This window comes from Rufibacter radiotolerans (genome assembly GCF_001078055.1).
GTDB classification, from domain to species: Bacteria; Bacteroidota; Bacteroidia; order Cytophagales; family Hymenobacteraceae; genus Nibribacter; species Nibribacter radiotolerans.
Genome location: NZ_CP010777.1, coordinates 558584 through 572312, shown reverse-complemented (window position 1 = coordinate 572312; position 13729 = coordinate 558584). Strand labels below are relative to the sequence as shown.

11 protein-coding genes are annotated in these 13729 nt (G+C 51.7%); 8 read left to right on the top strand and 3 right to left on the bottom strand.

Translation table 11 applies throughout. The features are described from left to right. Positions 1 to 320: 320 nt before the first annotated feature. A complete protein-coding gene (locus TH63_RS02395; RefSeq protein ID WP_048919524.1) occupies positions 321 to 2459 on the top strand; it encodes a T9SS type A sorting domain-containing protein in 2139 nt (712 codons plus the stop codon). Positions 2460 to 2586: 127 nt separating this feature from the next. On the opposite strand, the gene TH63_RS02390 is transcribed toward TH63_RS02395, so the two are convergent. Further along, entirely contained in the window at positions 2587 to 3165 is a 579-nt protein-coding gene (locus TH63_RS02390) for a GNAT family N-acetyltransferase (RefSeq protein ID WP_048919523.1), read from the bottom strand. 852 nt (positions 3166 to 4017) lie between these two features. Between TH63_RS02390 and TH63_RS02385 the strand changes: the two genes are divergently transcribed. From TH63_RS02385 to TH63_RS02375, 3 genes are read left to right on the top strand one after another with little or no spacing between them, the layout of a single operon-like run. Next, positions 4018 to 4692 carry a DUF4956 domain-containing protein gene (locus TH63_RS02385; RefSeq protein ID WP_048919522.1) on the top strand — a complete coding sequence of 225 codons (675 nt, stop codon included), beginning with the start codon at positions 4018 to 4020 and terminating at the stop codon, positions 4690 to 4692. Between the two features lie 5 nt (positions 4693 to 4697). Further along, positions 4698 to 5696, top strand: coding sequence for an HlyD family secretion protein (locus TH63_RS02380; protein WP_082161528.1), 999 nt, complete (start codon positions 4698 to 4700; stop codon positions 5694 to 5696). Continuing rightward, positions 5693 to 6937 (top strand): TolC family protein, encoded by a 1245-nt coding sequence (locus TH63_RS02375; protein WP_048919520.1) that lies wholly within the window; start codon positions 5693 to 5695, stop codon positions 6935 to 6937. The genes TH63_RS02380 and TH63_RS02375 overlap by 4 nt, the downstream gene beginning before the upstream one ends. A gap of 316 nt (positions 6938 to 7253) precedes the next feature. On the opposite strand, the gene TH63_RS02370 is transcribed toward TH63_RS02375, so the two are convergent. Further along, positions 7254 to 7952 (bottom strand): NADPH-dependent F420 reductase, encoded by a 699-nt coding sequence (locus tag TH63_RS02370; RefSeq protein WP_048919519.1) that lies wholly within the window; start codon positions 7950 to 7952, stop codon positions 7254 to 7256. Between the two features lie 109 nt (positions 7953 to 8061). Between TH63_RS02370 and TH63_RS02365 the strand changes: the two genes are divergently transcribed. Next, positions 8062 to 8436 carry a winged helix-turn-helix transcriptional regulator gene (locus TH63_RS02365; protein ID WP_048919518.1) on the top strand — a complete coding sequence of 125 codons (375 nt, stop codon included), beginning with the start codon at positions 8062 to 8064 and terminating at the stop codon, positions 8434 to 8436. Between the two features lie 212 nt (positions 8437 to 8648). On the opposite strand, the gene TH63_RS02360 is transcribed toward TH63_RS02365, so the two are convergent. After that, positions 8649 to 9533 (bottom strand): GNAT family N-acetyltransferase, encoded by an 885-nt coding sequence (locus TH63_RS02360; RefSeq protein ID WP_048919517.1) that lies wholly within the window; start codon positions 9531 to 9533, stop codon positions 8649 to 8651. Between the two features lie 412 nt (positions 9534 to 9945). On the opposite strand from TH63_RS02360, the gene ricT reads away from it, so the two are divergent. The 3 genes from ricT (at position 9946) to TH63_RS02345 (ending at position 13410) form a co-directional block, all read left to right on the top strand. After that, the gene (gene ricT, locus TH63_RS02355) at positions 9946 to 11670 is read left to right on the top strand and encodes a regulatory iron-sulfur-containing complex subunit RicT (protein WP_082161527.1); all 1725 of its coding nucleotides are present in this window, start codon (positions 9946 to 9948) and stop codon (positions 11668 to 11670) included. Beyond that, positions 11671 to 12153, top strand: a complete 483-nt coding sequence (locus TH63_RS02350) for a gliding motility lipoprotein GldH (RefSeq protein WP_048919515.1) — start codon at positions 11671 to 11673, stop codon at positions 12151 to 12153. Between the two features lie 156 nt (positions 12154 to 12309). Next, positions 12310 to 13410 carry an endonuclease/exonuclease/phosphatase family protein gene (locus tag TH63_RS02345; RefSeq protein ID WP_048922532.1) on the top strand — a complete coding sequence of 367 codons (1101 nt, stop codon included), beginning with the start codon at positions 12310 to 12312 and terminating at the stop codon, positions 13408 to 13410. Positions 13411 to 13729 lie beyond the last annotated feature (319 nt).

Here is a 13729-nt window from a genome sequence, read left to right as displayed (position 1 = left end):
TAAAGCTCAATATCTGGCAAAGTCTCTTACCTATAAACTGGTATTTTTAACTTGTTTTTAGACAATATATTCTTTATTTTATCTAAATAGTTTCACTTTTCGTACTATACTTTTATCCTACCTGCTGTAGTAACTGTCTTTTCTATTCTTCGGTACACCTTTTCTGTGCGCTTTACGGCCAGTGGGTGGTGGCGTTCCTTTCCCTTTCCAGACAATCATTGGCATTTATCCTCCGGTTCAACTTATGCTACCATTTGGCTCCTTTAAAGTTGACTCTATTCTGCCTTTCCTTCCTTTTAATTCTCTATTTTCTTTTGGTTATGGTGACAAATTTATCTCTTACTAAAGGCAATTCCTTCTTTAGCCTTAAGCCTTTCACTGTACTCTGGGTCCTCTCCCTTCTGCCCTGCTTTTTTCTTTTCTCTTCACTGGCCCTTGGGCAGGTGAAGCAGTGGGACAAAACCTACGGAGGCGCTGGCAACGATGAGTTAGAGCACCTCCAGCATACCCAGGATGGGGGCTATATTCTGGGGGGCACCACTTATTCAGGCATTAGCGGCACCAAAACCCAGGCCAGCCGGGGCGGCGCAGATTACTGGATTGTGAAAATAGACGCGGCGGGCAATAAGCAATGGGACTTCAACTTTGGAGGTTCGGGAAGAGATGAGTTGGCCGCCGTGCAGCAGACCTCAGACGGAGGCTATATTCTGGGTGGGCTGTCAGAATCGCCTATCAGCGGAGACAAAACCACTGCCCGCGTAGGAAGCATTGGCACAGACTACTGGGTTATAAAACTAAATGCCGACGGCCTGAAACAATGGGATGTAACTGTAGGTGGCACCTCTACAGATGTGCTAGAAGACTTGATCCAGACCTCAGACGGTGGGTACTTCCTGGGGGGTTGGTCTTCTTCCGGGGTAGGGGAAGACAAGACCGAGCCTTCGCGGGGCGGCATAGATTATTGGGTAGTAAAACTGAGTGCCACCGGGGTTAAACTCTGGGACAAAACCTTCGGCGGAAATGCCCAGGATATTCTCCATACGGTGCTGCAAACCACAGATGGCGGCTATTTACTGGGCGGCGGCTCTGTCTCACCCGTGAGCGGAGACAAAACAGACCCCCAGAAACGGTTTTGTGATGATGAATGCGAGTTTGATTTCTGGCTGGTGAAAATCAATGCCACTGGCGGTAAGGAATGGGATAGAACCATTGGCGGTGAAGGAGGCGGTGAGAGTGGCGAGAGTCTCATAGACATGGTGCCTACTACAGACGGCGGCTTCCTTCTGGGTGGCTCCTCAGACTCTCAGGCCAGCTATGACAAAACAGAACCCAATAAAAGCAGCTACTCAGACAGCCGGGATTACTGGGTAGTGAAGATAAACGCGACTGGGGTCATTCAATGGGACCGCACCTTGGGGGGTGATGGAGATGAACGCTTGGGCGCCCTTTTGGCCACAACGGACGGAGGCTTCCTGGTGGGCGGCAGGTCTAATTCTGATGTTAGCGATGATAAAACAGAGCCACGGCGAGATAATGATGTCAATGCCGGCGATTATTGGGTAGTGAAGATAAACGCCATGGGTACCAAGCTCTGGGACAAAACCTTTGGCGGAAGCAAAGATGACGTGCTAACCTCCCTTGCCAACTCAGGTGATGGTGGTTACCTGTTAGGCGGCTCCTCAGATTCACCGGTCAGCGGAGACAAGACCCAACCCAACCTGGGGGGCTATGACTATTGGGCAGTGAAAATGTCTGAAGCGGCCTGCACCACCCCTACCCCGGCTATTGCGCTTACTCCCACCTCCAGCACCTATACCGGCGGAGACCCGTCCCAAATTTACCTGGGTTACGGGCCACAGAGCGTGACCTTAACAGCCAGCGGCGGGACTACTTACTCCTGGAGCCCCGCCATGGGCCTGAACAGCACCAACACCGCCACAACTACCTTCAGCCCTACCTTGCCTGGCACCTACACCTTCACGGTAACGGCCGCCAACGGAAGCTGCACCGCTACGGCCTCGGTGACTATTACGGTCACAGATGTGCGCTGCGGGCCCATGGACAGCAAAGTAATGGTCTGCCATAACGGAAAGTCTTTGTGTGTATCCTCTTTGGCCGTAAAGGCCCACCTGGAACATCACCCCGAGGATAAACTAGGTGACTGCGAGGCTCCCGACGGGTTACCTACCCAACGACCTTTCTTAGCCTCACTGCATGCCTACCCCAATCCCTTCACCACCAGTGTCACCCTGGCCTTCACGTTCCCGCAGGCCCAGGAATATACCCTGGAGATCTATTCTTCCACTGGTACGCTTATGAAAAGGTGGCCTTCCGCCAAAGCCAAGGCCAATGAACAGGTGCTGCTAACCTGGGCCCCCACCCAAGCCGAAAACGGCTTTTACATGGTACGCCTCTTCACCAAACATGGCGCGCAGACGCTGCTTCTCCTCAGGCAATAACCACCTGAACCCATTACCTATGTAAAAGGCCACCGGCATACTACCGGTGGCCTTTTACATGGATACTAACCGTTTATTCAATTCTGTCTCCCTTTAAAAAGGTAGGTTCAAGTTCGGTACGTCATTTCTATTCGTCGGCTTTGAGATTAAGGCCTGGCTCAGGAGTGGTTACCCGGTTAGCAAGCCATTCCTCTTTTTCAAGGCGGTAGATATAATTCAGCTTGGGCAGTTCGCCAAAGTACGCCACCTCCTGCTCTCCCACTTTAGTAGCACCTACACGCTCAATGGCTACCTGAGACCTCCTGTTCACGGCCCCAATATGGAAGTCTACCCTGGACACAAACTGGAAAAGGTAGTCCAGCAGTAAGGCTTTTACCGAATGATTAACCCCTTTGCCCCAATAGGCCGTGCCAAAGAAGGTATACCCAATCAAAATACTGTTGTCCTGTTGGTTGTAATCATAGATGCGGGTACTGCCCGCTATTTGACCGGTAGACTTATCTACTATTTTAAAGGCGCCCTTGCTTTGAATGGCTCCCTCAAAAAACGTCTGGAACACTTCCCTTTTCCAGCGGTCTTTATTGGGGTGTTGTTCCCATATCTTCGGGTCTGCCGCCACGGCATACAACGCCTCAAAATCATCTTCCTGTAAGGGGAACAGGATTACTTTCTCATTCTCTAAGGTTGGCTGGGTAGTAAATTCCATTTCGTGTCCTAGACAAGTCACTGAGCAAGGGCAACGTCCCCAAATTCGCTCCACCTAAAGGTCATTATCTGAAGTTGAAAATACAATCCCTGCCGCCTTTAATTCGGAATCAGTTGGCAATTAATATACTTTCATTAACTCTGCGTGACAGTAGAAAGACCTAGTACTCTTACGGGTACTCTAGGAACAGAACACCTTAAACAACTTACCCAAGAACACTCATTTTGCTTGAAAGTAGAGTATCGGCTTGAAGTGTAAATTCAGTATAAATTCCCTCCTTATAATTTTGTTATTTTAATATTTTATTGCAATATTTATTTAATTTAGTACCTATTCTGTTTTACCCCAGGTAAGGTTCTTTCAAAATAGCCTTACCTAGGGCACTCCTCCTTTTCCTTTTTTCGGCTGGGCATGGAGGGTGAAACCGCTCTGATGGAAGGCATAGATACACGCTGCTCGCTTTTCAAGCCAAAGGCATAGCTATCTGTCGTCTTTAGAATCCTGCGCGTACCTGTTGCAGACTTACAACCAGGTTACTCCATCGCGGCGCTTGGTGTGTTATAGGATAGTACCTGCCTTGCCGGTTTCAGCTGCTGCTTTAGACAGCTCAACCGGCAAGGCAGGCATTACCGTCTTCCTACCATAACCAGTTACCCTTGGTGGCGCGGCAAGGCAATTTTGCTTTGAAGAGTACCCCCAGGAACGCACTGGTTCCTTCTATGCAACTCCCAGACTTTCTGGACAGGTGCATTGCTGATTAAACCCTCGCCGGACAGCATTTCCCTTTTAGAGGATGCTGCCAAACCATTCCATCTGCTTTATGCCAAGAAAAATTTAAGATAGCTTCCCACTATGCTAGATATTTTCCCTGATCAGCCAAGCTTTGAGTACCCCGCCCTGGTCAATGTCCTATATGCTCTGGTGTGGTCCTTCCTGCTGTCTTCCATTGTCGCCATTACCCACAAACTCACTTACCGCGGCGACAGCTACTCCAAGAACTTCTTTCAGTCTATGGTGCTAGGGGGCATTATCACGGCCATGCTCATGATGGCCATTGGCGATAGCCTGGCAAGGGGCTTGGGGGTGTTTGGCGCCATGGCCATTATCCGGTTCAGAACCCGCATAGATGATTCCCGTGATGTACTGTTCCTGTTCGCCGCGCTAAGTACCGGCCTGGCCATAGGCGTGTATGGCTACTCTATTTCCTTTGCAGGTACGCTGGTGTTTTGCGTGGCCGCGGTCATCCTGCATGTCACCAAATTCAAGGCCCAGAACCAAAAGACCCTTCTCCTCTTTGCCTTAGATAGCCCCGAGGGATTAGCCCCCCTCCAGCGCCTGATGGAGCAGTACTGCGTAGAAAGCGGCCTAAAAACCGTGTGCCTGGACCGCAGCAAGAACGAGATCAGGTATGAGTATTTTGTAGTGATGCAGAAGGCCGCAGAACAAGACAAGTTCCTGTTGGACATGAGCCGTGTGAACGGCGTGACGCAGCTGAAGATTAATCATACGGGTATAGGTAATTCTTGAAGGTTATGAGAGGAATAAGCGGATTTTACTTGTTTATCATCGCGCTCTTCGCCGGAATGCTGTTCATTAACGCGAGGTATTTCAGGGGCAGTACGTTCTCCAATATAGGGGTTACCTATGCCAAGGAATATAAGATCAGCTCTGACCGGTCTGGTAGAATCAAACGCGTGCACGTGGTACCCGGGCAGGAAGTGGAAACCGGCGACCTGCTGCTTGAAATGGAAAACGCGGAGCTTGACATCCAGATCATGAAACTCTCAACCCAGATAAAGTCACTCAAAAAAGAGAAGGAAGAAAAAAAGCAACTACTAGTCTCTAAGATGGAATACATGGCGGCGGAAAACGGTATCAAGTTGGAGGAACTGGATGCGGAGATTCAGATGATCGCCTCAGAACAGGCGCTAAACAGAAGGCTCACCGACCGCTACGGCCTGGCTGCCGGGCCCTCCACTCCCCTGCAAGCTGGGCTTGGGCCCGAAGACTTACGGGTCAACTCCCTGGTGGAAAAGAGAAAGCTCCACCAGCAGGCCGCCGGCATCAGGATGAAAGACTTCCGAAAAGACCACCAGACCAGCCTGATGGTGCTGGATAACCAGATGGACCTGCTCAACAGGGAACTCGCCCTGCTGGTGGATGAGAAGAAAAAGCTCAACAAATACGCTACGGAGCCCGGGGTGATCAAAAGTGTCTCTGTCTTAAACGGAGAGGAAGTGGACGCCTTCGCGCCCATTATTACCATCAATCCTAAGCACCCCAGCTCTGTAGTGGGGTACTCCGTGGGGACGGCAAGCCATCATGCCGTGCTGGGGCAGCGGGTAACCGTGAGTTCCTTTGACGATAAACGCAATGCCGTACAGGGAGAGGTGATTGGCTTTGGCGCCATTGTGGAACTGCCCCTCATCCTGCAGAAGTCTACCGCGGTCAAGGCATTTGGGAAAGAGGTCTTCATAAAGGTAGACGAGAAAAACAGCTTTGCCACCGGGGAGAAAGTATTGATTAAATGAAGGCAAGCGTTTTGGTAAAGGCCTTGCTGCTGGCGCTTCTGCCGCTGTCATTTGCCCTGTCTGCCCAGGCTCAGGTGAGAATGGCAGAGTTTCTGGGCGCCGCCGCGCAGGACCCTACTCTTGAGGTCTATTCAAAAAAGCTGGAGCACCTCCACCATAAGCCCTACAGATTGGCCCCGCTCAGGGACCTGGAGTTCAGGTTCAAGAACAATGAACTTTACAAAGGCGAGCATGACTATGGGCTGCGCCTGAGCCTTGCCAACCCCTGGCATTTAAAAAGCAACAGCCGGTATTTCAAAGCCTACCAATCTGTTCTAACCGCGGAACAAGGCCTGGCCATGAAAGAGGTGCTGGAGGCCCGCTATACACTGGTACTGGAATTAGCTTTTGTCTCAGAGCAGATCACTGTAAAGCAAAAGCTGTTAGCCAACCTGCAAAACCAGGTCAAAATTCTTGAAAACCAGCGTTCCTCCAGCTTCTTTGATGAGAGCGACTATGTCAAGCTTAGGCTTGAGCTTTTGGAGGAGCAGACATCCCTGGAGGGGCTGCAGTATGAGTTGGAAAAGCAAAAAAATGTGGTGCATCAACTTTACCCTTCCACCGGCTTACAGGAAAATAACTGGACCTTCAGTAACATGGTGCCCCCTCAGCGCCTCCACCAACTCCTGGACAGCCTGCTCACACTTCCGCTTTACACCGCACGCCTGGGGTATTACCAGGAGCGGCTTAAGCTGGCAGGTTCTGAGTATGACCTGCAACGTACCAAGGTAAACCCCGGCTTTATACAAACAGACTATCAGCCCTCCAACGGAAAGCATCCATACGGTCTTTCGGCGGGTATCCGGATTCCGCTCTTCAACCCCAACAAAGGGGACATGACCGAAAAAAAACTGGAAATGATAGAGGTAAGAAACGAACTGGAACTGGAGGAACAGAAAGCCCGTGAAGAAATAGAGCATCTCCAGAAATCGCTGAAGGGCAACTTGCTGCGCTACCAAACCCTGGAGGAAAAGGAATCTACCTATGACCTAAAATCCATGTTTTCGGCCCTTAGTGAACTGAACCGCAAAAACCCGATCATCAGCCTTAAAATGAATGCCCAACTCCTTAAGTTACAGAGCCTGAAAGTGCAGCAGAAACGGGATATTTACCAAAGCTACCTGCAATTTCTGGTCGCGGCCGACCTGCTTCACCAACGGCCCCTGGTCAATTACTTCTCGCCGGTGCTGGAGCCGCTGTAGGGTTTATTGTCCTACCCTCTACCGGTGGTTCTACCTGATAAAACGCGGCAAATTAGGTAAGGCTCGTTTTAGCCCGTTTTCCTAAAAACAGCCCTAAAACGCACAGACGAATTATCGTTCTTTTCCAGTAAGACTTAATGCCTTACTGCCTTACAGAAACCATTGGTTTGATCATAATTAAGGGCAGCGGCCCAATGCAAAGGCCACCGGTGCTTTACCAGTGGCCTTTTGTGTTATCGCTAATTTTCATCTCTAGAGCAACCAAAACTAAATGAAGGTTCTCTAAGGTCTGGTTACTTACCTAAAGCTTTACCACCTACTGAGCCTTAGCGGTATTTACATGAAAGTTAAAGAAAGGCGTCTGCAGTTTCCCGTATAAGCGAACCCACAAAGGCAGGACCATTTCCGTACCGCGGGCGGTGGTAATATCACCCAGGTCAATAATGTTTCTGTCTTCCCACCCGAAGCTGTTCAACAGACGGGTAGCGGTTGCCTTGGCCTCCGCGTCATTTCCGCTGACAAAGACACTGTGGTCTCCTTGCAAGATGTGTGGGTTCACCATGACCGGGTTACTCATGGTGTTAAGGGTCTTCACCACTTTTAAACCAGGATATTTGTTCTGGATCTGCTCTCCCAGGCTGTCCGTGTTGGAAACGAAAAGCGAGGGCGGAAATCCTTGGCCAAAATCCAGCGGATTGGAAATGTCAAGCAGTACCTTTCCGTTCAGGGCTGCCTCGCCCACGGCATCCAGGCACTCAAAAACCGCCTTGCCGTTCAGGGCAAAAACAATCAGGTCATTGCCTTTTTCAACTGCTTCTTTAAAGGAAAGTAATTCTACCTCGGTATGCTCTTTCGCCCAGGTACCAATAGCGGGGTTGCCCCAGTTATCGGGTTGGGTCTTTTGCAGGCTATCGGCTACGTTGCGGGTACCCATAAACACCTGGTGGCCTAAGCCAGCTAAACGTACGGACAGCGCCTGGCCCACCGAACCTGTTCCTAAAACTGAAATATTCATTGTATTTGCTCTTTAGTTAAACTATCATTTTTACAGTTGCAAACCTAATGACAGCTTCTTAACTTTGCAATAACTGTCAAATTAGATAGTTTAAAATAATCTGAAAACCATGATTGTTGATAATACCGAAGTAGTCATTGAAATTGACCAGCAGCAATTCCATTGCGCCATGGATGTGACCATGCACTTTATTGGGGGCAAATGGAAAACGGTGGTGTTATGGTACCTGAGGAATGACAAGAAACGGTTCAGTGAGCTAAAAGCGCTTATGCCCCAGATCACTGAAAAGATGCTGAGCATCCAGTTAAAGCAGCTGGAAGCAGACGGCCTGATCAAGCGGAAAGTCTACACCTCTAAACCACCCCTAAAGGTAGAATACTCTTTAACCGATTTCGGGACCTCCCTTATTCCTCTCTTAAATGAGATTGCCAGCTGGGGCCGTAAAACCGGTAATGAAAAAGGCAAGATTGTGAAAAGTGTATAAGGGTATAGGTATAGCTACTTCCACAACAGAGCGGCTCCCTATTCCCTGATTTAAGTTTCCAACTTACACCCACCCCGCCGGAGGTTTTCAACTTCCCTGAGGCGCCCGCCTTACAACCTGCATTTCGTCCCCCTTTGAAGGCCCGGGATGACCAATCGTGCTGGTACATCTGTTTTAAGCCTGTTTTCCCGAAAACAGGCTTAAAACGTACTTCACACCGCCCACACCATTTCATATTGGCTCAGGGTCTCAGTCATATTTCTGTTTTGCAAAAACTGCAGCAGGCTGTCTGCCCCGTCCTCTACATTCACCATACTCACCGCGGGCTGGGTAGTGAATGGCAAAAATTCCTGCAGCAGGGCCTGTCCTATGCCTTGCCCTCGCCAGGCTTTGTCTACTGCCAGCTGCGCCACGGCTCCGGTCAAAGGATAGACAATGCCGTAGCCCACGCACCGGCCATCTACCTGCGCCTCTACTATCTGCACGTGCCCCTGGCTGCGGTCTATGGAGGCGGTTTGGTGCTGCCAGCTGGGCGCTACGTCCCAGAAGCGTTGGTAGAGGGGCCAGTTAGGGAAAGCTACCTTCAAAAAGTTCACTCGCTGCGGCGTATGGGTATGCCAGCGTAAATTTGCTTTAACTCCCCGGAAACACTTAAGCGAACGGGTCACTTTAAAACCCAGGCGGCTGTACACCCCCAGCGCCCTGGTATTTTGCTGTATCACCTCCAGCAGGCACTGCTCCACGCCTTGGGCTTTCAAAAAGGGCAGGACATAGGCATACAGCTGCGCCGTGAGCGCCTGCCCCCGTGCCTCGGGCACCACGCCCGTTCCCCCGTTGTACGCTGTTCTTTTTCCTTGCCAGGTCCCAAGCGCATTCAGGATAAAACCTACCGGTTTGCCTTGCTCCAGGGCCAGCGGCGACAGATACAGGTTGGTGCCGTCGCGGGTGAGTTTCAGGGTCATGACGGGCTCTGTGAGCACCATGGGCAGCACATAATCTGAGAAGGCGGAATTGAAGAGCGTACAAAGGGCGCCTGTAGAAAGCGTGTCAGCGAAGGTAAAGGTCATGAGAAAAGAGGCCAGGGTTTCACTACCCAAGTAAGGAATTTAGCTGCCCGTCCGCAAACCGGCCTTTGCCTGGCTCCGGTCTTTTACCCTTCGCCCCTTCGCCAAAATTCTCTTTCCCTGCTGGCTCCACTGGGTGCCCTCCTCTCCTGTGTCTCAGGCGTTTTGTGGCCGTTTTCCGGAAAACGGGCTCAAAACGCGCTGTTGATAACTTGGCCAAACGTGCCGCCTAATTCGGATTTAGTTTATATATTTGTTAATTAGGGTCTCAGATAAAAGACCGGAAGGCGGGTGAGTAAAGAAAAAAGGACCCCTGTCACTGCTTTCAATCCCTTCCTTCCAGCGCCTGGCGCCTGGCACAACCTCTTGACAGTCAAGAACAAGCCCTGGCCTGAGCCCCTTACTTTTTTGAAAACAAGAATTATCTATATAAAGGAATTAACCTGTGGGATGTAGTTCATGTTCTAGTGGCGGCTGCGGCACCAAGACGACCTCTGCCGATGGCACCGAGGTAGTTGCGGGCTGTAAAAGCAACGGCGGTTGTAGCACGGGAGGCTGCAATCGGTTAAATGTATTTGACTGGCTCTCAGACATGGAAATACCCGTGTCTTTTAAAGAGTTTGATATAGTTGAGATCCGCTTTAAGGGCGGGCGTAAAGAGTTTTTCCGGAACGTAAACCGCCTGCCGCTCATCACCGGCGATGCCGTGGTGGTAGACGTACCTAACGGCCACCACATTGGCCACGTGTCTCTCAAAGGCGAATTAGTGCGCCTGCAGATGAACAAGAAGAAGGTGCAGAACAATGACGAGCTGCGAACCATCTACCGCGTGGCCACCGAGAAGGATATGGAGAAGTTCAACGCCGCGCGCGAGCAGGAACCCGCCACCATGTACCGTGCCCGGGCCATTGTGCAGGAACTCAAGCTGCGCATGAAACTCTCAGATGTAGAGTACCAGGCAGACAAAACCAAGGCTACCTTCTTCTACTCGGCAGATGACCGCGTGGATTTCCGGGAGCTCATCAAAAAGCTGGCCGAGGAATTCAAGGTCAGGATTGAGATGCGCCAGATTAGTTTGCGCCATGAGGCCGGCCGCTTAGGCGGCATTGGGTCCTGCGGCCGTGAGCTGTGCTGCTCTACCTGGCTCACCGATTTCAGGAGTGTGTCTACTACGGCGGCGCGCTACCAGAACCTGTCTTTGAACCCCAGCAAACTTTCCGGTCAGTGCGGGCGCCTCAAGTGCTGCCTCAACTATGAGCTGGAAACGTACATGGATGCCCTCAAAGACATCCCTAACCTGAACCGCCCACTGCAGACCAAGGCTGGCGATGCCTTCCTGCAGAAGACAGATATTTTCCGGCGCATTATGTGGTTCGGGTACCGCGGCGACAGCAACTGGTTTCCGGTGACGGTAGAGCGCGTGCATGAAGTGATCAAGATGAATGCCGCCGGCGAAATGCCCGAGAACCTGGCCCATGAAGTGAAGAAAGAGGAAGTAGAGGTAGTAGACTTTGTGGAAGCCCTGGAAGGCAACCTGGACCGTCTGGACGACCAATACGGCAAAAGCAAAAAGAAACGCAACAAGAAAAAGAACAAAGGTGGCGCCCCGTCTTCTGAAAACCCTGCCCAAGCGGTGGCTACGGCCGCTACCCCGGAGGTAAGAAGGGACCGACCTACTGGCACCTCAAGACTAGCAGGTTCTGAGGGCAGACCCCGCCCGGAACGTGACCGTGGCGAACGCGGTGACCGTGGCAACCGCCGCTCCGAAGGCCAGGAGCAACGCAACCGCCCGGAGCGCGCAGCCTCCAGACCAGAAACCCCCGAAGGAACTCCGCAGCCAGAACGCGACCAGAACAGAGGCCAGCAGCCGCAAGGCCAGGGCAAACCCAGAGGTGAGCGTGGTGGTGACCGTAATCGTGCGCCAAGGGAGAACAGAGGCGAGAACCGGGAGAACCGTCCGCCCCGCCCAGAGCGCCTTCAAGGACCGCGTCCGCCCCAGCAAAACCGCCCGCAACCCACCGTAGACGGAGCCGCCGGACCAGAACAGGCAGAGCGTGGCCCACGTCCGGAAGGCGAGCAACGGGCCAGAAGAAGCCGCAACCGCAATCACCGCAACCGCAAGCCGGGTGGCGGCGAGGGCGCGGCACCCACCCCAACCCCAGAAGGATAAATGAGAAAGCGCCTCCATCTTTTCCTGTGCCTGGGTCTGTTGGCACTGCTGGCTACCAGCTGTGACACCAACCGGGTCTTTGAAGAAAACCAGGACATTGCCAATAACCAGTGGCCCGTGAAACTGGCCCCGGCCTTTGAGTTTGAGATTACAGACACCACGCAGCAATACAACGTGTACTTTAACGTGCGTAACGCATTGCATTACCCGTTTTACAACCTGTACCTGCGCCATTACCTGTATGGACCAGACGGAAAGCAGGTAAGCTCCAGGCTGCATGAGATGTACCTCATGGACCCCAAGACCGGTGAGCCCCGGGGCAAAGGGGCCGGTGATATCTTTGACCACCAGTTCAAGGCCCTTAAAAACGTGCGCTTCCCGCAGGCAGGCAAATACCGGCTCAAGCTCAACCAATACATGCGCCAGGACCCGCTGCCCGGTATCATGGCGGTGGGGGTGCGGGTAGAGAAAGCCGCAGAATAAACATTTTCGGGTAAATAGGAAGTAGCACTGTTTTAGGCCTGATTTCTTAAATTAAGCCCAAAACCAGTGCTATTTTTTTTACCCCTGCCAGAACATCTCTCCCGGGGCAACCCTATACTCAGAAATGAGTATGTGAACGAACCAAACCAAATATTTATGAAAACGGCCCTTGAGGTACTTGGCAGCCTTGTCATTATAGCCTCCTTGCTCACCCTAGTGAAAAGCACCTATTGGTGGATCAGGGCACTGGACTTCCCCCGGGTGCAGGTGGCTGTGCTTGGCTTTCTCACACTGGGCCTGTATGAGTGGTTGGTGGGGTTTGATAGCCTTTCACAAAAGCTCTTCGCGGGTCTTATCGGGCTGGCCATCATGAACGAGCTGGTGCACGTGTACCAGTTTACTCCCCTGGCCAAGGTACAGGCCCTGCGGTCCAGAATAAAAGCCCCCAAGAACTCCTTCGGGTTCATGATCTCCAACGTTCGCATGTCTAACAAGAAATACCCCAAGTTTCTGGAGGTGGTAAGAGAGACAGACCCAGACATGCTGCTCATCAATGAACCAGACCACGGCTGGGCAAACGCTATCTCTGAACTGGACAAGCGCTATCCGTACTGCATCAAAGAGCCCCTGGAGAACACCTACGGCATGATGTTCTTCAGCAAGTTCAAACTCATTAACACTGAGGTGCGCTACCTGGTGGAAGAAGGCATTCCGTCTTTTTACATGCAGGTGGTGTTGCCTACCGGAAAGATATTTGACCTGTTCACCGTACACCCGCAGCCGCCGCACCTCAACAAAGACACAGACACCCGTGAGGCCGAACTGCTCATGGTAGCCAAGATGGCCAAGAACTCGCCGCACCCTTCTATTGTGGCCGGTGACCTGAATGATGTGGCCTGGTCTTATACCACCAACCTGTTCAGAAAAATAAGCGGCCTGCTGGACCCCCGTATTGGCCGTGGGTTCTTTAACACCTACAATGCCCACATTCCTTTTTTCCGGTACTCCCTTGACCACGTGTTCTATGACCCGGCGTTCCGCCTAATCAGGATCAAGACCCTCCGGTTCTTTGGCTCAGACCACTTCCCTATTTTCATCAGGTTAAACTATGAGCCGCAGGAAGCCGAAGAGCATGATGTGCCAGAACCTAACCAGGAAGAAAAAGAAGACGCCCATGAACTGCTGCATAACCCGGTAGTAGAGAAGCCACCCCAGGTAGAAAACTCCACCTCGGCGTCTGTCAATAGCAAATCTTAGGCAAAGAAATTCATAGGCTTTGCAGTGGCTGCATGGCCAACAGAATCACCTCTGCTTTATCCCTGTTTTCCTTAGGAGGGCAGACCAGAATCCAGCATTCCTTTTAACCTTTTCCCCTCGCTTTTGCGGCTACCGGACAGACCCGCAGGAGAAGTGGTGACTCCTGTGTTTTCACCTAGTAGCACGCGGTGCGGGACGTCCATTTGTGGGGCACCCAGGGCTTATCTGTTGGGTAAAGCAATACGTATTGCCAAGTGTCTCAGAAGGGTTTTTCCAGCAAAAAACAGAGCTGCTTAACAGGCAGACTTGGTACTTAAAA

What these genes read in the sequence shown, in the direction of transcription:
- TH63_RS02395 (WP_048919524.1), top strand. Translation starts at nt 321, where the DNA reads ATGGTGACAAATTTATCTCTTACTAAAGGCAATTCCTTCTTTAGCCTT.
- TH63_RS02390 (WP_048919523.1), bottom strand. Translation starts at nt 3,165, where the DNA reads ATGGAATTTACTACCCAGCCAACCTTAGAGAATGAGAAAGTAATCCTG.
- TH63_RS02385 (WP_048919522.1), top strand. Translation starts at nt 4,018, where the DNA reads ATGCTAGATATTTTCCCTGATCAGCCAAGCTTTGAGTACCCCGCCCTG.
- TH63_RS02380 (WP_082161528.1), top strand. Translation starts at nt 4,698, where the DNA reads ATGAGAGGAATAAGCGGATTTTACTTGTTTATCATCGCGCTCTTCGCC.
- TH63_RS02375 (WP_048919520.1), top strand. Translation starts at nt 5,693, where the DNA reads ATGAAGGCAAGCGTTTTGGTAAAGGCCTTGCTGCTGGCGCTTCTGCCG.
- TH63_RS02370 (WP_048919519.1), bottom strand. Translation starts at nt 7,952, where the DNA reads ATGAATATTTCAGTTTTAGGAACAGGTTCGGTGGGCCAGGCGCTGTCC.
- TH63_RS02365 (WP_048919518.1), top strand. Translation starts at nt 8,062, where the DNA reads ATGATTGTTGATAATACCGAAGTAGTCATTGAAATTGACCAGCAGCAA.
- TH63_RS02350 (WP_048919515.1), top strand. Translation starts at nt 11,671, where the DNA reads ATGAGAAAGCGCCTCCATCTTTTCCTGTGCCTGGGTCTGTTGGCACTG.
- TH63_RS02345 (WP_048922532.1), top strand. Translation starts at nt 12,310, where the DNA reads ATGAAAACGGCCCTTGAGGTACTTGGCAGCCTTGTCATTATAGCCTCC.